15 protein-coding genes are annotated in these 16,685 nt (G+C 68.5%); 6 read left to right on the top strand and 9 right to left on the bottom strand.

Features of this window, described 5'->3' with window-relative positions:
- Positions 1 to 28: 28 nt before the first annotated feature.
- From pstC to ON31_RS03925, 4 genes are all read right to left on the bottom strand, one after another.
- Positions 29 to 1,000, bottom strand: coding sequence for a phosphate ABC transporter permease subunit PstC (gene pstC, locus ON31_RS03940; RefSeq protein WP_029930884.1), 972 nt, complete (start codon positions 998 to 1,000; stop codon positions 29 to 31).
- A gap of 103 nt (positions 1,001 to 1,103) precedes the next feature.
- Positions 1,104 to 2,213, bottom strand: a complete 1,110-nt coding sequence (gene pstS, locus ON31_RS03935; RefSeq protein WP_039809306.1) for a phosphate ABC transporter substrate-binding protein PstS — start codon at positions 2,211 to 2,213, stop codon at positions 1,104 to 1,106.
- 300 nt (positions 2,214 to 2,513) lie between these two features.
- The gene (gene mshD / locus ON31_RS03930; protein WP_085996329.1) at positions 2,514 to 3,410 is read right to left on the bottom strand and encodes a mycothiol synthase; all 897 of its coding nucleotides are present in this window, start codon (positions 3,408 to 3,410) and stop codon (positions 2,514 to 2,516) included.
- 569 nt (positions 3,411 to 3,979) lie between these two features.
- Positions 3,980 to 4,735 carry a winged helix-turn-helix transcriptional regulator gene (locus ON31_RS03925; RefSeq protein WP_039809303.1) on the bottom strand — a complete coding sequence of 252 codons (756 nt, stop codon included), beginning with the start codon at positions 4,733 to 4,735 and terminating at the stop codon, positions 3,980 to 3,982.
- 479 nt (positions 4,736 to 5,214) lie between these two features.
- Here ON31_RS03925 and ON31_RS03920 point away from each other — a divergent pair, with 479 nt between their 5' ends.
- The 6 genes from ON31_RS03920 to ON31_RS03890 all read left to right on the top strand — a co-directional run bounded on the left by ON31_RS03920 (position 5,215) and on the right by ON31_RS03890 (position 9,333).
- The gene (locus ON31_RS03920) at positions 5,215 to 6,042 is read left to right on the top strand and encodes an LmeA family phospholipid-binding protein (RefSeq protein ID WP_039809301.1); all 828 of its coding nucleotides are present in this window, start codon (positions 5,215 to 5,217) and stop codon (positions 6,040 to 6,042) included.
- Complete coding sequence (locus ON31_RS03915) at positions 6,039 to 6,494, top strand: thioredoxin family protein (RefSeq protein ID WP_039809300.1); 456 nt, start codon at positions 6,039 to 6,041, stop codon at positions 6,492 to 6,494. The genes ON31_RS03920 and ON31_RS03915 overlap by 4 nt, the downstream gene beginning before the upstream one ends.
- 260 nt (positions 6,495 to 6,754) lie before the next feature.
- On the top strand, positions 6,755 to 7,267 hold the full coding sequence (locus ON31_RS03910) for a DUF4395 domain-containing protein (RefSeq protein ID WP_051036797.1): 513 nt from the start codon (positions 6,755 to 6,757) through the stop codon (positions 7,265 to 7,267).
- Between the two features lie 27 nt (positions 7,268 to 7,294).
- Positions 7,295 to 8,128: a sulfurtransferase gene (locus ON31_RS03905; RefSeq protein WP_029930877.1), complete on the top strand. Its 834-nt coding sequence runs from the start codon at positions 7,295 to 7,297 to the stop codon at positions 8,126 to 8,128.
- 5 nt (positions 8,129 to 8,133) lie between these two features.
- Positions 8,134 to 8,439 carry a DUF1416 domain-containing protein gene (locus ON31_RS03900; protein ID WP_029930876.1) on the top strand — a complete coding sequence of 102 codons (306 nt, stop codon included), beginning with the start codon at positions 8,134 to 8,136 and terminating at the stop codon, positions 8,437 to 8,439.
- 201 nt (positions 8,440 to 8,640) lie between these two features.
- Positions 8,641 to 9,333 carry a heme-binding beta-barrel domain-containing protein gene (locus ON31_RS03890; RefSeq protein ID WP_039809297.1) on the top strand — a complete coding sequence of 231 codons (693 nt, stop codon included), beginning with the start codon at positions 8,641 to 8,643 and terminating at the stop codon, positions 9,331 to 9,333.
- A 43-nt stretch (positions 9,334 to 9,376) separates the two neighbouring features.
- Here the strand turns inward: ON31_RS03890 and ON31_RS03885 are convergent, their stop codons facing one another.
- The 5 genes from ON31_RS03885 to ON31_RS03865 form a co-directional block, all read right to left on the bottom strand.
- On the bottom strand, positions 9,377 to 9,958 hold the full coding sequence (locus ON31_RS03885) for a Uma2 family endonuclease (protein WP_039809295.1): 582 nt from the start codon (positions 9,956 to 9,958) through the stop codon (positions 9,377 to 9,379).
- Between the two features lie 309 nt (positions 9,959 to 10,267).
- A complete protein-coding gene (locus ON31_RS03880; protein ID WP_039809293.1) occupies positions 10,268 to 11,968 on the bottom strand; it encodes an ATP-binding cassette domain-containing protein in 1,701 nt (566 codons plus the stop codon).
- 5 nt (positions 11,969 to 11,973) lie between these two features.
- Positions 11,974 to 14,028: an ABC transporter ATP-binding protein/permease gene (locus tag ON31_RS03875; protein ID WP_063821428.1), complete on the bottom strand. Its 2,055-nt coding sequence runs from the start codon at positions 14,026 to 14,028 to the stop codon at positions 11,974 to 11,976.
- A gap of 3 nt (positions 14,029 to 14,031) precedes the next feature.
- Complete coding sequence (gene cydB / locus ON31_RS03870; RefSeq protein WP_039809291.1) at positions 14,032 to 15,081, bottom strand: cytochrome d ubiquinol oxidase subunit II; 1,050 nt, start codon at positions 15,079 to 15,081, stop codon at positions 14,032 to 14,034.
- 10 nt (positions 15,082 to 15,091) lie between these two features.
- Positions 15,092 to 16,555: a cytochrome ubiquinol oxidase subunit I gene (locus tag ON31_RS03865; protein WP_039809289.1), complete on the bottom strand. Its 1,464-nt coding sequence runs from the start codon at positions 16,553 to 16,555 to the stop codon at positions 15,092 to 15,094.
- Positions 16,556 to 16,685 lie beyond the last annotated feature (130 nt).

Genomic DNA, 16,685 nt, shown 5'->3' with positions numbered 1-16,685 from the left:
TTGACCGGCTTGTCGAGCAGTACGGTACTCATCCGTTCACCTTCCCGCCGGCCGCGAGCCGTGCCAGGGCGTTGACCACGAAGGTCAGCGCGAACAGTACGAAGCCGGCCGCGATGTAGGCGCCCGTGGGCAGCGGCTGGCTGAATTCCGCCGCCGCCGAAGCGATCTTGGACGCGAAGGTGTAGCCGCCGTCGAACAGCGACCAGTTGCCTGCCTCCGCCGCGGTGCGCAGCACCACCAGCACGGCGATGGTCTCACCGAGCGCTCGGCCCAGGCCGAGCATGGAACCGGCGATCACGCCGCTGCGGCCGTAGGGCAGCACGGTCATCCGGACGACCTCCCATTTGGTGGCGCCCAATGCCTGCGCGGCCTCGATGTGCGCGTACGGGGTCAGGCCGAACACCTCGCGGCTGACCGAGGTGATGATCGGCAGAATCATGACCGCGAGCACCACGCCCGCGGTGAAGATGGTGCCGCCGCCCGAGATGCTGACATTGCCGTCGGAGAACAGGAAGAACCAGCCGAGGTTGTCATTGAGGAACCGCTGTACGGGTTCCAGCTTCGGCGCGAGCACCAGGAAGCCCCAGAGGCCGAAGACGATGGAGGGCACTGCGGCCAGCAGATCCACCAGCACCGCGAACGGCCGCGCCAGCGCCTTGGGCGCGTACTGGGTGAGGAACAGCGCGATCCCGACCCCGATCGGCACCGCGATCACCAGCGCCATGAGCGAACTCAGCACCGTGACCATGAACAGGTCCTTGATGCCGAAGCGCAGGTGCTCGGCATTGGAGGTGTTGAACTCCGTGCTGGTGAAGAAGCCGACCTCGTTCGCCTGGATCGACGGCACCGCCCGCACCAGCAGGAAGAGCGCGATCAGGGCGATCGCCGCCACGATGACGCCACCCGCCGTGGTGGCGGCCGAACGGAACAGCCATTCGGCGTTCAGTGCCGATCCACGGGATGCGGCGGCCTTCGGTTTCGTGCTGGGGTCGGTCGGCATGAGCGAAGTATCCCCCGACGGGTGAGCTGAGCCCGGCTGCGGGCCCGCCGATTTCGACAGGCCCGCAGCCGAGACGTCATCGTGAACGGTCATCGGCCGGCAATCAGGAGATGGCGTTGATCGCCGTGGTCAGCTTGGTCTTGAACTTGTCGGGGATCGGGATGTACCCGTTCTCGTCCAGGCCGTTCTGACCGTTGGTGATCGCCGAGGTCAGGAAGGCCTTCACGGCGGTGGCGGTCTCGCCGTCGGCGTACTTGGAGCAGACGATCTCGTAGGTCGGCATGACGATCGGGTACGCGCCCGCCTCGGTCGGCTTGTAGAACGAGGAGACGTCCAGCACCAGGTCGTTGCCCTCACCGGAGATCTTGGCACCGTCGATGGCCTTACCGGCGGACTCGACGCTCAGCTCGACCGGCTCGGGGCCCGCCGAGGTGACGATCTGCGCGATGGACAGGTTCTGCGCCTTGGCGAACGACCACTCGTTGTAGGTGATCGAGTTCTTGGTGCCCTTCACCGCGGCCGAGGTGCCCTCGTTACCCTTGGCGCCTTCGCCGACACCGCCGTTGAAGACCTTGCCCGCGCCCTTGCCCCAGGCACCATCGGAAGCGGCGTCGAGGTAGAGCTGGAAGTTGTCGGTGGTGCCCGACTCATCGCTGCGGAAGATGACCGCGATCGGCTCGGCCGGCAGGCTGGCGTTCGGGTTCAGCGCCTTGATCTCGGGAGCATCCCAGGTCGTGATGGCACCGCTGAAGATCTTGCCCAGGGTCGGGCCGTCCAGCGCGAGGTCGGTCACGCCGTCGATGTTGTAGGTGACGGCGATCGGACCGAACACGGTCGGCAGGTTCCACGCCGGGCTGTCGCAGCGAGCGGCGGCCTGGGCAGGCTCGTCCTTCTTGGCGCTCAGCGGCGAGTCGGAGCCGCCGAAGTCGGTCTGGCCGCCGAGGAACTCCTTCACGCCGGCGCCGGAGCCGCTGGAGGTGTAGTCGAGGGTGAAGCCGTCGCAGTTGGCCTCGTAGGCGGCGATGAAGCGCTCCATGGCGTTCTTCTGCGCGGACGAGCCACTGGCCTTCAGCGAGGTCTTGCCACCACAGGCGACATCGGAATTCGCGGACACCTGGCTGGTGTCGGTGTTGTCGTCGCTGCCACAGGCGGACAGCGTCATGGCACCCGCGGCCAGCACACCGATCAGGGCGCTACTACGCTTGAGATTCACCTAATTCCTCCGGGAATCATCGTTCTGCACGCCCGACCCCTCAACGGCCGGACGGGCGCATATTGGTGGCTGTTCGCTGCGAACTCGCGCACCGGGCAGCCTGGTACCGCCCACATAGCAACGTAGGGGCGGTACGTAGACAGTTGGACCTGGGCGGGTGAACGCAAGGTGAACAACCTCGTGCGATCTCGGCCGATAGGTGTGACATTAGCCGCAGATTAGCGGGGTGACTGGATAGCCACGCAGTAGCCGCCCGGTCGGACGGTTGCCGGACCGTGACCGAAAACACTGGGATGGAAGTCACCGAGCGTAGGCGGCGTCCACGTGAGCGGGGGTGAAGGCGAGGCGGGTGTAGGTGTGGACGGCGGCGGTGTTGTCGGCCTCGGTGTAGAGGAGCACCTCGGGCAGGGCGCGCTCGCGCAGATGGTGCAGTCCGGCCAGGGTCAGCAGGCGGCCGAGCCCGCGCCCCTGGGCGGCCGGGTCGATGGCCACCACGTAGACCTCGCCGATCCGCGGGTCCTCGTCGAGATGCACCTTGGTCCAGTGGAATCCGAGGATGCGGTCCGGATCGGCGGGGTCCGCGGCGATGAACAGGCCCTTCGGGTCGAACCAGGGTTCGTCGCGGCGCGCGGCGATCTCGCGTTCGGTCCAGCCGCCCTGTTCCGGGTGCCAGGCGAACGCGGCATTGTTGACGCGCAGGAGCTCGGCGTCGTCGGACGGACCGGCGTAGGTCCGCAACAGCACGTCCTCCGGCACCGTCAGCTCCGGTAGCTCCGAATTTGCAAGGGGGCGACGCATTTGCCAGAGCTCCCGGGCCACGGTCAGGCCCAGCCGGGACGCGACCGATCGCGCCGCGGCCAGATTCCCGTGCGCCCACACCCGCGCGCCGTCGCCGCCCGCATCGAGGGCGGCGGTCACCAGCTCCGCGCCGACTCCCCGCCCGCGATGCTCCGGATCGACGGCCACCTCCGCCATGGCGGGATGCTCTCCGTGCGCGGCAACCAGATTCGCGTAACCGATCACCGTGTCACCGGCGCGGGCGAGCAGATGCCACGCCTCGGCGTCCCGGGTGAGGGAAAGCACGGCCTGTTCGGAGACGGGGGCCACACCATCGGCGGTGGCGGCGCGGTCCAGCATCTCGCGCACCCGCCCGGGGGTATCGTCGGCCAACCGGTCGGTCCAACCCAGTTCGCGCATGCGCCGCGCTTCGACCTCCACCGCTTCCTCCCATCGCGGGACGCCGCCGACTTCGGCTCCCAGTCCATGCCGCCGGTAAGCGAGACCGTCGGCGAGTTCCGTTCCGACCCAGCGCGGGCCGACTCGACCGCGTCCCACCCGCTGTCCGCGGTCGACGCGCTCCCGATCGGCCACGCTATCGGCCCTACCGGAGGAGTCCAACACGGCGAGGTCAGCCGATCATCCCCGGCCGCGCACCGGACCGCCGTCGCGGACGGTGCGACATCGTGCGTCACGGCGTCGGAGAAAGCCGCGCCGCACCACTCGCCGAACTCGAGGGGCGGTCGACATCGGCATCCCCGTCGGCCAGCCGGTGACGCACCCGCGACCGGTATCGCGTCGGGTGTCGGCATCGCGGGCAGTATCGGCACCGCGGGCGGACACAGCAGCGTGCGTAGTCGGGCACAGCACCGCGGGTAGGCCATAGGCACCGCCGGTGACATCGGCACAGCGGCGACATCAGCACAGCACTGCGCGGGCGTCGGGATCGCGGCCGCTGTGGCAGCGCGGATATCTTCGCGCGGCGTGAGCTACTGGACGGTGCCGTTCACCGGAGCGTATTCGTCGTCGCTGCTCTCGGCATCCGGGAAGGTCACCGCATCGCTCTTGTTCGCGCTGCGCGCGGGGCGCACGGCCTTGTAGCCGACATTGCGCACGGTGCCGATGAGCGATTCGTATTCGCTGCCGAGCTTGGCGCGTAGTCGTCGCACGTGCACGTCGACGGTGCGGGTGCCGCCGAAGAAGTCGTAGCCCCACACCTCCTGCAGCAGCTGGGCGCGGGTGAACACGCGGCCCGCGTGCTGGGCGAGGTATTTGAGGAGTTCGAATTCCTTGTAGGTCAGGTCGAGCGGGCGGCCGCGCAGACGCGCGGTGTAGGTGCCCTCGTCGATGACCAACTCACCGAGTGTGATCTTGCCGGTGTTCTCCGGGCTGGCCGCGCCGCCGTTGCGGGCCACCAGCAGCCGCAGCCGCGCGTCCAGTTCGGCGGGGCCGGTGCCGGGCAGCAGGATGTCGTCCAGCCCCCAGTCGGCGTTCACCGCGACCAGTCCGCCCTCGGTCAGCACCGCCACCACCGGCACCGAGGAGCCGGTGCTGCCCAGCAGCCGGCACAGTCCGCGGGCGGCGGCCAGATCGGTGCGGGCGTCGACGAGCGCGACATCGGCCGACCCCGCCTCCAGCAGCGAGGCGACCTCGGTCGGCGCGGGTCGCACGTGGTGGGGCAGCAACGCCAGCGACGGCAGTACCGACTCCGGATTGGAATCGGAGGTCAGCAGGAGCAGCTCCATGGGGGCTCTCCTCCCATCTGGCATGTGCGCGGCAACCTCATCGTCCGCCACGACGCCATGCGCGTCATCACAGGTAAGTCGCGTCATACCTTAGCGCGTATGTCCGCGTGACCACGTATAGCAGCCGCCCAGATCACTCCGGCTACCCCAAGATCACAACGCACCCGATCCCCTCCGACACCCAGCGCACCCCCGTTCGGTTCGCGGCGCATCCCGATTCTGGACTGACCAGAGCGGAGGAGCGAACCGGGGAAGCGAAGCGAGGGAAGGACCGTCACCCGCGGGCTCACCACCCGTCCAGCCACTCCCGCAGCACAAAGCGCCACCCTCCTGGGTTCGCGGCGCGTCCCGGTTCTGGACTGAGTGGAGCGGAGGAGCGAAGCGGGGGAGCGGAGGGAGGGAAGAACCGGGACCTCCAGCGCCGCGAACCCCGCCCGGAGCGAAGCGGAGGGCAAATTCAACACAGTAGGGTGCCTGTCATGAGTTTCCGCAGGGTGATCATCGGGCTGCTCTGCCTGGCGGGGCTGGCGGTCGTGCTCGATTTCGGGACGGCTGCCTACTCCGAGTACCGGGTGTCGCGGCTGCTGCGCGAAGGCTCGGACCTGAGCGCGGACCCGGAGGTGACCTTTCGCGGGTTTCCGTTCGTGGCGCAGGCGGTGGACGGGACCTACGACGACATCTATATCCGGGCGCGGGCCCGGCGGCCGGATATTCCGGGCGAGATCCAGATCGAATCGAATCTGTACGGGGTGCGGCTGCCGCTGAGTGATCTGGCCGACGGCCGGGTGCGCATGGTGCCGGTGGACGAGGTGCAGGCCAGCATGCATATCGAGCCCATCGAGCTGGGGCGGCTGTTCCGCATTCCGGACCTGCAGGTGTTCGGCCCGCCCGCCGACAAGTCGGACGGTTCCGGCGGTTCCGGCGGCACCGGCATGACCACGTCCGGGGCGATCATCCTCACCGGCACCGTGCCGCCGCGCGTCGACACCCCGCCCGGCTCGTCCAGCACCGAGAAGGGTCAGCTGGTGAGTGTGCTCGCCGATCTGCGGCTGGATGCCGACGGCCAGATCCAGATCGTGGCGACCGAGATCTATCACGGTGAGGAGGCCACCGCGACGCCCGTGGCGGTGCTGCCCGCGGTGCCGACCGAGATGATTCTGGGCTGGTTCACCCGCACCATCGACACCCGTGATCTGCCGTTCGGCATCCGCCCCACCAAGGTCGAGGCGGTCGGCGGGCAGATCGTGGTCGAGGGCCGCGGCCGCGACGTCACCATCGACCTGGACCATCTGCAGCGGCAGCAATGATCGAGCTCGCCGTCCTCGCCGCCGCCGTGGCCGCCGCTGTCGCAGTGGGAATTCTGCTGCGGCGCAACGAGGGTCGGGTTCGGGCCAGCGCCGCGGCGCAGCCGGATGCCACGTCACCGCGCCGCGAACTGCTTGCTGCCGCCGGACTGGTCGCGAATCGGCCTGCGGTGCTGCACTTCTCGGCCGACTGGTGCGGCCCGTGTGCGGCGGTGCGGCGGGTGGTGGCGGGCACCGTCGCCGAGTTCGCCGACGCCCCGGCCCCGCCGCTGGATCTGGAGATCGATATCGACGCCGATCCGGCGCTGGCCAAGGAGCTGTCGGTGCTGTCGCTGCCGACCACATTCGTCTTCGACGCCGACGGCCGTGAGCGCTTCCGGATCTCGGGCGTACCGAAAGCCGCCGATCTGCGCTCCACCCTGGCCCCGCTAACCAGGGCAAATGCCGAAGAGTGACCAGCATTACGGACCCCGGGTCCAATTTCCCCCGAAAACCGGGTAAACTCCGAATCGTGCAATCCAACCGCGAGCTGATGCTCACCCGACGCCGCACGGTAGATCTGTGCCGCCTCGGTGGTTGTTGCTGCCTGTGCCGCTAGCCGGTCGGCCTTTCGAATCCTTCTGTCGCCGACCGGGATTGACCCGCCGTACGAGTGATGTCCGCATCCTCCGGCGCTCTGGCCAACCGAATCCTCTTTCCGCGCAGGAGCACTGATATGTCGCATACAACTACCCCCAACCTCCAACCGGTCGGTACTCGAATTCCTTCCGGTCAGGTCGATGTCCGCGGCCCCCGTTTCGCTGCCTGGATCACCACCGCCGTCCTGGTGCTGACCCTGATCCTCTCCGCCTTCTCCCCGCTCGCGGCCGGCATCCTGCTGGCCGCCCAGGCCGTGGTCTTCGCACTCGGCGCCCTGCGCGGCCCGAGTGGTAGCCCCTACGGTCTGCTCTACAAGAACCTGGTGCTGCCCCGCATCGGCCCGGCCCCCGCCGTGGAACCCGTTGCGCCACTGCGGTTCGCCCAACTGGTGGGCCTGATCTTCGCTGTCCTCGGCGTCATCGGGTTCGCCGCCTCGACCCCCGTCGCCGGTGCGGTTTTCACCGGTTTCGCGCTGTTCGCAGCGTTTCTCAACGCGGCGTTCGGCGTCTGCCTGGGCTGCAAGCTCTACCCCCTCGTCTCCCGGCTGGTCCCCAAGGCCGCGGCGACCAACCCCCATCCCACCGCCTGACCCCGGCAAACATCTGAAAGGAACAACATGGCTCGCTCCGATGTCCTGGTCTCCGCTGACTGGGTCGAAGAGAACCTCAACGCCCCGGGCGTCGTCCTCGTCGAGGTCGACGAAGACGCCTCCGCCTACGACACGGGCCACATCGAGGGCGCCGTCAAGCTGGACTGGAAGACCGACCTGCAGGATCAGGTCCGTCGCGACTTCGTGAACCGGGAGCAGTTCTCCGATCTGCTGTCGGCGCGCGGTATCGCCAACGAGGACACCGTGGTGCTCTACGGCGGCAACAACAACTGGTTCGCCGCCTACGCCTACTGGTACTTCAAGCTCTACGGCCACCAGGACGTGAAGCTGCTCGACGGTGGCCGCAAGAAGTGGGAGCTCGACGGCCGCCCGCTGTCCCGCGACGCCGTGAACCGCCCGGCCACCTCGTACAAGGCCGGTGAGCAGGACCTGTCCATCCGCGCCTTCCGCGACGAGGTCATCAACGCCATCGGCACCAAGAACCTGGTCGACGTGCGTTCGCCCGACGAGTTCTCCGGCAAGATCCTGGCCCCCGCGCACCTGCCGCAGGAGCAGTCGCAGCGTCCGGGCCACGTCCCGACCGCCATCAACGTCCCGTGGTCCAAGGCCGCGAACGAGGACGGCACCTTCAAGAGCGACGCCGAGCTGGCCGAGCTCTACAAGGAAGCGGGCCTGGACGGTGAGAAGGAGACCATCGCCTACTGCCGCATCGGTGAGCGGTCCTCGCACACCTGGTTCGTGCTGCAGGAGCTGCTGGGCCACAAGAACGTCAAGAACTACGACGGGAGCTGGACCGAGTACGGCTCCCTCGTCGGTGCACCGATCGAGTTGGGAGCGTAATCAGTATGTGTGCAGCACCTACCCAGGGTCAGGCCATTCCCGCGGGCGTCGACGTGGAGAAGGAGACGGTCATCACCGGCCGCGTCCTGACCGCCGACGGCCAGACCGTCGGCGGCGCGTTCGTGCGCCTGCTGGACGGCAACGGTGACTTCACCGCCGAGGTCGTGGCCTCCGGCACCGGTGACTTCCGTTTCTTCGCCGCGCCCGGCGCGTGGACCGTGCGGGCGCTGTCGTCGTCCGGCAATGGTTCGGCCGAGGTGAAGCCGGAGGGTGCGGGCATCCACGAGCTGGATGTCGTCGTCGCCAAGTAACTCACCGATCACCCTGTTCAGGGGTGAGGGATCGTGGAAACGGCCCCGGGAATCGTTTTCCCGGGGCCGTTTTCGCATCCGAAATACGGTGCCACTAGACTCCGCAATCGTGGTGCTTGCCTTCGAGATTTTGCTGGTTCTCGTCTCCGTGCTGATCGCGTGGTTCGGTCTGTACGTCCTCTACCGGCTGTTCACCGAGTCGTGACAGAGTCGGCGAGCGAGAACACCGACAACGGCGCGTCGAACGGTTTCGTGCCGGAATCCGCCACTGCCCGGCGCAGTGGTGATCAGGCCGTGGCCGAGGCTGCCGAGAAGGCGAAGTCCACCGGCGGCCTGAACATCCCCTCGCTCTCCGGTCTCCCGCTGCCGGAGGACACCGCCAATCTGCGTCAGGGTCCCGACCTGAGTTCCTCCATGCTCGCGCTGCTGCCGCTGGTCGGCGTGTGGCGCGGCGAGGGCGAGGGCAACGACCCCGAAACCGGCGACTACCGCTTCGGCCAGCAGATCGTGGTCTCCCACGACGGCGGCGACTACCTCACCTGGGAGGCCCGCTCCTGGGTCATCGGCGAGGACGGCTCCTACAACGGCCCCGATCTGCGCGAGAGCGGTTTCTGGCGGGTCGGCATCGACGGCGACGACGAGGTGCTGGAGCTGCTGCTCACCCACTCGTCCGGCATCGTCGAACTGTTCTACGGCCAGGCCCTCACCCAGTCGTCCTGGGAACTCGCCACCGACGTGGTGATCCGCAGCCAGTCCGGCATCGTGGTCGGCGGGGCCAAGCGCCTCTACGGCATCGTCGAAGGCGGCGACCTGGGCTACGTGGAAGAGCGCATTTCCGCCGACGGTGCGCTGGAACCCCGCCTCTCGGCCCGCCTCCAGCGCTACATCGGCTGATCCGAAACCAGCCCGGACTACTGCCTCGGTCCGGGCTGCCGCGTCATCGGCGTCCGAGCACTGCGGTCAGGTCGATGTCCACCGGATAGGGCACCGCAAGCCGCAACCTGTTGCTGAATATGCCGGTAGGCACATAGCCGCTGGTCAGCGGATCGATTTCATAGGTGTAGACGACGGTTTCATCGGCACGACGCTCGATGCGCCAGTAGTACGGGATCTTGGCCTTCGCGTACTTACCCGGCTTCGTCTCCCTGTCTCGCTCCACCGAATCCGGCGAAACCGCCTCCACCGCCAGAACTACGTCCTCGGCGAAATAGTACGTCGACGGGTCATCGCGGTCGTAGGCGTCCTTCGTCACCACGACGACATCGGGTTCCGGCATCTGTCGCTTACCCAGCTTCACCGCCATCTCCCGCTCTGCCCGCAGTTCGGGTGGCGCTTGTAGGTCGAGCTCGCGCTGGAAAAGTGTGATGACACGACCGTGCCACTTCTCCTGCGGACTCACGAAGACAAGCCCCCCGTCGATCAGTTCGGTGTGCCGAGGCAGGTCACGCAACCGCAAGAACTCCTCGACGGTGTAACCCCCTGGCGGGTTCACCCAGTCGGGCAGCGGCTCTACGGTCATGGCTTCAGCGTAACTCCTGATCAGAGCAGACTCGCCGGAAAAGGTACGGCCCCCGAGCCATATCCGCGGATGCAACGTTCACGCGGATCCGATCGGACGGATCGGGACTCGGGGGCCGGGTGACTGCCTGGGATTCGCGAGGCGCTCGCGCGAACGGAATCCGTCTGCAGCGGTAGCGCCTAGCTGGCAGCCACCTCACGCGTCCTAGAAATAACCATTTCTCGAACCACCTCCTTTCCCGTGTACCGATGAATCTAGTGGGGGTGCGCGGTGGCGGCAATGTATTTTCTCGGACGGCGAAATCGCAGGTCAGGAGGGAATAAACCGGTCTATTGCCACGGTGCCGTCGGCGGCCACCCGCACCACGGTGTCGGCACGGTGGTCGGGTGGGAGCTGATGGGTGACCACCACGACGACACGGTCGGGGGCGACCAGGCCGCTGGTGCGGTCCAGCAGGCGGCGTTGCAGATCCGCGCCCGCGGCGGCCTCCAGGTGTTCGGTGGGCTCGTCCAGCAGCAGGACGCGGGCGGGGGCGAGCAGGGCGCGGGCGAGCAGAATGCGGCGGCGTTGACCGCCGGATACCGCGGCCGCGCCGCCCACCAGTTCGGTGTGCACGCCGTCGGGCAGGGAGTCGAGCCACGCACCGGCTCCGACCGCGCGCAGGGCGCTTTCGGCCTCCGGCTCGGTGATGTCGCCGCGCGCCACCCGCAGATTCTCCAGCACGGTGGTGCCGAACAGGTGCGCGTCCTCGGCGAAGAAGGTGACGCCGGGGCGCGGGGTGTCGAACAGGCCCGCCCACGCCATGAGCAGCGTGGTCTTGCCCGCACCGCTCGGGCCGACCACCGCGATGCGATGCCCGTCCGGCAGATCCAGCGAATCCGTTCGCACAGCCGTGGATTCGCCGCGCTCGAACCGGCCGATGCGGCGCAGCGCCGCCCGCCCGTTGGTGAGCGCCTGGGCGGCGGCGGGCAGCACCCCGACCGCTTCGAAGGCCGACAGCGGCACCAGCACCAGCACGGTCAGCGCCATGGGCGAGATTCCGCCCGGCTCGACCGTCTGGAATCCGGCCGTCGGCGTGCCGGTTCCGGTGCCGTACAGCACGATTCCGATGAGCAGCGCGCCCAGCACGCTCACGCCGATCGACAGCGGTGTCGCCGCGGCCGCCCACGCACTGTGCGAGGCCGCGCGGTCCTCGGCGGCGACCGCCCGCTCCCCCGCCGCCCGCGTGCTCGCCACGGCACGGTCGAGCCGCCCCGCGACCCGCAGTTCCGGGGCATGGTCGAGCACGGTCAGCGCGGCCGCCGTGAACTCGGTGCGATCACCGCGCACCGCCTCCTCGGCCTCGCGCGCCGCCCGCGCCGAAAGCCACGGCGCGACAACGCCCGCCACCACCAGCGCCACCGCGAGAATCAGCGCCGCCGGTATCGAGATGAACGCCAACAGCACCACCGCGCTCAGCGACAGCACCACCGCCACGGCCATCGGCACGAACGCCCGCACCACCACGGCCCCGAGATCGTCGATATCCCCCATCACCCGCCCGAGCAGCTCCCCCCGCCGCAGCCGCGTGGGATCCGCGACACCTGCCGTAGCGATCGCCCGCGCCGGTGCGTCCACTCGTCCGGCATCGCCCGCGCCCGGCGGTTCGGACGCCTCGCCGCCGAATGCCGAGCCTTGGCCGCGTCGTGGCCGCCAGATGTCGGCGGCGGCCAGCCTGCGGTAGGTGGTGGTGCGCGCGGTCGTCATGGCCCGCAGCGCCACATCGTGGGTGGCCAGCCGCTCCAGATACCGGCACAGCCCGCGCGCGATACCCAGCGCCCGCACCGACACCACCGCGATGGTCAGATCCAGCACCGGCGGCATCTCCCAGGCGCGGGCGATCAGCCACGCCGCCAGGGCCGCCAACGCCAGACCGCTCCCCAACGCCAGCGTGCCCCATCCGATCGACACCGCCATCCGCCACCGCGACAGCTCCAGCAGCTCCCGAATCCGCCGGAAATCGGCCAGCATCGCCCTCACCGCCCCACCACCCCGGCGGTCCCGGACACTCCGGTCGTCCCAGGCAGCCCGGCCGCCCCGGACGGCCCGCCGTACGCGGCATCACCGGCGGGTCCGGATGGTACGGGGACATCCGCCGAGGTGTTCGCGTCGCGCTCGTCATCCGGCTGTGCGACGAGGGAATCGGACTCGCCGTCCGGCTGGGTGGCGTGCACCTCGATGACGTGGCCGGCGATGGCCAGGATGGTGGGGCGGTGGGCGACGATCACCACGGTGGCTCCGGCGCGGGCGCGGGCGGTCAGCGCGGTGAGGACGGTTGCCTCGCTGGCGTCGTCGAGGTGGGCGGTGGGCTCGTCGAGCAGCAGGACCTGGCGTTGGGCGGCGAGGGTTCTGGTGAGGGCGAGGCGTTGGCGTTGGCCGAGGGACAGGCCGATGCCGCCGGTGCCGACGACGGTGTCCCAGCGGTCGGGGAGTTCGTCGAGGACGGTGTCGAATCCGGTTGCGGCGCAGGCGGCGGCCAGTTGTGCCGGGTCGGCGGGAGCGCCGAGGAGTTCGAGATTGTCGCGCAGGGTGCCGGGGACGAGCACGGGGCGCTGCGGCAGCCACGCCACCCGGGACCACCAGCTGTCGGGGTCCAGGTCGGCGACGGGTGTGCCGTCGATGCGCACCACACCGGTGTCGGGGACGATCAAGCCCAGAATCGCCTGGAGCACCGTGGATTTGCCGCAGCCATTGGGTCCGGTCAGCACCGTCACCGCGCCGGGCGACAGTGTGGCGGAGAGTCCGTCGGGGGCCGCGCCGTCGCGGGCCGCGACGCTCAACTCGGCGATCTCGATGTGGCCGTGGAGCTCTCGCGTTTCCACGCGGGACGGGCCAGGCGAGCTGCCGGACGTGCCGACCACCACACGGGTCGATCCGCCCAGCGGTTCGGCCTCCACCGCGAACACGCCCGCGTCCTGCTCCCGCCCGTCCTGCTCCCGCCCGTCCGGCTCGAGTACGGCGAAAGCCTTGTCCGCGGCCGCCATTCCGTCCTGCGCCGCGTGGAACCGCTCCCCCACCATGCGCAGCGGTAGGTACACCTCCGGGGCCAGGATGAGCGCCACCAGCCCGCCGTAGAGCCCCATGTGCCCGTACACCAGTCGCATGCCGATGGATACGGCCACCAGTGCCACGCACAGGGTGGCGAGCATCTCCAGCACCATGGACGACAGGAAGGCGATGCGCAGCGCCGACATGGTGCGCTTGTGCAGGGCCTCGCCCAGATCGCGCACCCGGCCCGCCATGGTGGTCCGCGCCGACTCATCCGTAGCCGACACACCCGATCCGTGCACCGCGTCCCCGCGCCCGGTAGCCGGTTCCCCAGTGCCGACAGCGGTGTCGATCGCGGCGTCTCCGCCCGCTCCGGGCCGCGACCCCGTCTCCCGCCCCAGCGCCCGCAGTGTCGGCATGCCCGCGAACAGGTCGAGCAGCTGATCCGACAGCCGGGTGGTCGCGGCGAGGGTCTCCTTGGACTTCCCCTGGGTGAGCAGTCCGATGAGGATCATGAAGATCGGGATGAGCGGCAGGGTGACGGCGATGATTCCGGCGGAGACCAGGTCGTGCAGCGCGATGACGGTCAGCAGGACCGGGGGCACGAGCACGGCCAGCAGCAGGGCGGGCAGATACCCGGCGAGGTAGGCGCGCAGGCCGTTCAGTCCCGTTCCCGCCACCACCGCCAATTCGGTTCGGCGGCGCTCCAGTTCGCGCGGCGGCAGCTGGGCTCCGGCGACCACCACCGCGGTCTCCAACTCCGCCACCACCTGCGCTCCGGCACGGTGCGCGAGCCGCGACTGCCACCAGGTGGCCGCCACCCGCACCGTGACCGCGACCGCGAAGACCGCCAGTTCGGTTGTCCAGGAGTCGATGTCACGGCGTCCCGGATCGGTGATGACACCGGACAGCACCCGCGCCAGGGCCAGGGCCGCGACCACGATGCACACCGTGGTCACCAGCGACAGCGCCACGCTCAGCACGAGATACCGTCGTGCCGAGCGGGCGTGCCGCCACAGGCGCGGGTCGACCGGTCGAGCCATGGGTCAGTTCTTCGCCTTCTCCGGGAGCAGGCCGATGGGGTCGGGGATCTGCTCCATGGTGAGCCGCTTGCGGAACACCCAGTACGTCCAGCCCTGGTAGATGAGCACCATCGGCACCATGACCACCGCCACCCAGCTCATGACCACCAGCGTGTAGTGCGTGGACGAGGCGCTGACGGTGCCGTCACGGCCGTCCACGGTGAGGCTGAAGGCCGGGTCGATGGTCGAGGGCAGCACATCCGGGAACAGCGATCCGAACAGCAGGGCGGTGGCCGACAGGATGGTGAGCGCGGTGCCGGTGAAGGCCCAGCCATCGCGGCTGCGGCTGTGCGCCAGCCCGGCGACCACGATCCCGATCACGGCCAGCACCAATGGAATCCAGGTCCAGCTCTGCCCGTAGGACAGCTGGGTCCAGATGCCGAATACCGCCACCACCGCGGCGGTGGGCACGAAGATCTTGCGCACGATCGCCTCGGCGTCGTCGCGCACCTCGCCGCCGGTCTTGAGGCAGATGAAGATCGCGCCGTGCAGCAGGAACAGCAGCAGCGTGGTGAGCCCGCCGAGCAGCGCGTACGGGTTGAGCAGGTCGAACAGAGTGCCCTCGATCTGCCGCTTCTCGTTGAGCTGGACGCCGCGCACGATGTTGGCGAACGCCAGGCCCCAGGCGAGCGCGGGAATCCAGGAGCCGAGCCCGATGCCGATATCGCACCAGCGCCGCCACTTGTCGTCATTGATCTTGCTGCGCCATTCGATGGCGCAGGCCCGGGTGATCAGGCCGACGAGGATGAGCAGCAGGGCGAGATAGAACCCGGAGAACAGGCTCGCGTACCACTCGGGGAAGGCCGCGAACATGGCGCCGCCCGCGGTGAGCAGCCACACCTCGTTGCCGTCCCACACCGGCCCGATGGTGTTGAGCACCACGCGCCGCTTCACCTCGGATTTGCGCCCGATGATGGGCATGAGCATGCCGACGCCGTAGTCGAAGCCCTCCAGCACGAAGTAGCCGATGAAGAGCACGGCGACCAGCAGAAACCAGAACACTTGCAGAGTCATCCGGAGTCTCCTAGTAAGCGAAGGAAAGCTTCTCGACGGAATCCCCGGTCATCTTCGGGGCGTCCTGGTCGGTGGCGGCCGGTTCCGGCCCGGCGACGGTGTAGCGCCGCATCAGGTAGAACCAGGCGACCGCGAGCATGCCGTACAGCAGTGTGAATACGATGAGCGAGGTGAGGATGGTGCCCGCGGACACCCCGGAGACGCCCTGCTGCACCGTCATTCGAATGCTCTGATCCCCGGTCGGATTGGGCACCACCACCCAGGGCTGCCGCCCCATCTCGGTGAACACCCAGCCGGAGATATTGCCCAGGAACGGTGTCGCGATGGCGAGCAGCGACAACCAGGAGAACCACTTCTGATCCGGCACCCGCCCACGCCGCGTCACCCAGAACCCGATGAGCGCCAGCAGGATCGAGCCCGCCATGAAGGTGATCATGGCGCGGAAGGACCAGTAGGTCACGAACAGGTTGGGCCGGTAGTCGCCGGGGCCGAACTTCAGGACGTACTCCTCCTGGAGGTCCTGCACACCGCCGAGGGTGACGCCGCTGAATTCGCCCTTGGCCAGCCACGGCAGCACATAGGGCACCTCGATGAGGTGGCTCACGCTGTCGCAGTTGTTGTGCGTGCCGACGGTGAGGATGGAGAAGTTCGGGTCGGTTTCGGTGTGGCACAGCGATTCCGCCGACGCCATCTTCATGGGCTGCTGCTCGAACATGAGCTTGCCCTGCACGTCACCGGTGTAGACGAGCGCGACGGCCGCGACGGGAATGATCCACAGGCCCATGCGCGCGGCGGGCCGCCACATGGTGCGGGCCTCCTCGACGCCGACGGCCTCCCCCTTGCGCATATTTCGAACCATCCACCAGCCGGCGATGCCCGCGACGAAGGTGGCGGAGGTGAGGAAGGCTCCCGCGACGACGTGCGGGAAGGCGGCGAGGGTCGTCACATTGGTGATGACCTCCCAGATGCTGGTCAATTCCGCGCGTCCGGTCTCGGGGTTGAAGGTCGCGCCGACCGGGTGCTGCATGAAGGAGTTGGCCGCGACGATGAAGTACGCCGAGGCGTTCACGCCGATGGCGACCAGCCAGATGCACGCCAGGTGCACCTTCTTGGGTAGTCGGTCCCAGCCGAAGATCCACAGTCCGAGGAAGGTCGATTCCATGAAGAAGGCGACCAGGGCCTCCATGGCCAGCGGTGCGCCGAAGACGTCACCGACGAAGCGGGAGTATTCGCTCCAGCCCATGCCGAACTGGAATTCCTGCACGATGCCGGTGGCGACGCCGAGGGCGAAGTTGATCAGGAACAGTTTGCCGAAGAATTTGGTGAGGCGCTTCCAGTGCTCCTTGCCGGTGATCACCCAGGCGGTCTGCATGCCCGCGACGAGCGGCGCCAGGCCGATGGTCAGCGGCACGAAGATGAAGTGATAAACGGTGGTGATACCGAACTGCCAGCGCGCGACGTCGACGACGTCCATCCGACCTCCCTGCCGATCTACGACATGACGTAGTACCGGACACTACGCCTGCTGGGTATCAGATGACCATGTGACGCGCCACAACATGCTGGTCGTTTGCCAAGCGGTGACCGAAGTCCCCGAAGGTGTG

Source organism: Nocardia otitidiscaviarum NBRC 14405, assembly GCF_000308635.1.
Classification (GTDB): Bacteria; Actinomycetota; Actinomycetes; order Mycobacteriales; family Mycobacteriaceae; genus Nocardia; species Nocardia otitidiscaviarum.
The sequence above is the reverse complement of the archived record's forward strand: the minus strand, read 5'-3'. Positions and strand labels throughout refer to the sequence as shown.

Coding starts and splice junctions, on each gene's coding strand:
- ON31_RS03880 (WP_039809293.1), bottom strand. CDS start 11,968: ATGCTGGCCGATTTCCGGCGGATTCGGGAGCTGCTGGAGCTGTCGCGG.
- ON31_RS03915 (WP_039809300.1), top strand. CDS start 6,039: ATGATCGAGCTCGCCGTCCTCGCCGCCGCCGTGGCCGCCGCTGTCGCA.
- ON31_RS03905 (WP_029930877.1), top strand. CDS start 7,295: ATGGCTCGCTCCGATGTCCTGGTCTCCGCTGACTGGGTCGAAGAGAAC.
- ON31_RS03865 (WP_039809289.1), bottom strand. CDS start 16,555: ATGGACGTCGTCGACGTCGCGCGCTGGCAGTTCGGTATCACCACCGTT.
- ON31_RS03910 (WP_051036797.1), top strand. CDS start 6,755: ATGTCGCATACAACTACCCCCAACCTCCAACCGGTCGGTACTCGAATT.
- ON31_RS03920 (WP_039809301.1), top strand. CDS start 5,215: ATGAGTTTCCGCAGGGTGATCATCGGGCTGCTCTGCCTGGCGGGGCTG.
- cydB (WP_039809291.1), bottom strand. CDS start 15,081: ATGACTCTGCAAGTGTTCTGGTTTCTGCTGGTCGCCGTGCTCTTCATC.
- ON31_RS03885 (WP_039809295.1), bottom strand. CDS start 9,958: ATGACCGTAGAGCCGCTGCCCGACTGGGTGAACCCGCCAGGGGGTTAC.
- ON31_RS03875 (WP_063821428.1), bottom strand. CDS start 14,028: ATGGCTCGACCGGTCGACCCGCGCCTGTGGCGGCACGCCCGCTCGGCA.
- pstC (WP_029930884.1), bottom strand. CDS start 1,000: ATGCCGACCGACCCCAGCACGAAACCGAAGGCCGCCGCATCCCGTGGA.
- ON31_RS03900 (WP_029930876.1), top strand. CDS start 8,134: ATGTGTGCAGCACCTACCCAGGGTCAGGCCATTCCCGCGGGCGTCGAC.
- ON31_RS03925 (WP_039809303.1), bottom strand. CDS start 4,735: ATGGAGCTGCTCCTGCTGACCTCCGATTCCAATCCGGAGTCGGTACTG.
- mshD (WP_085996329.1), bottom strand. CDS start 3,410: ATGCGCGAACTGGGTTGGACCGACCGGTTGGCCGACGATACCCCCGGG.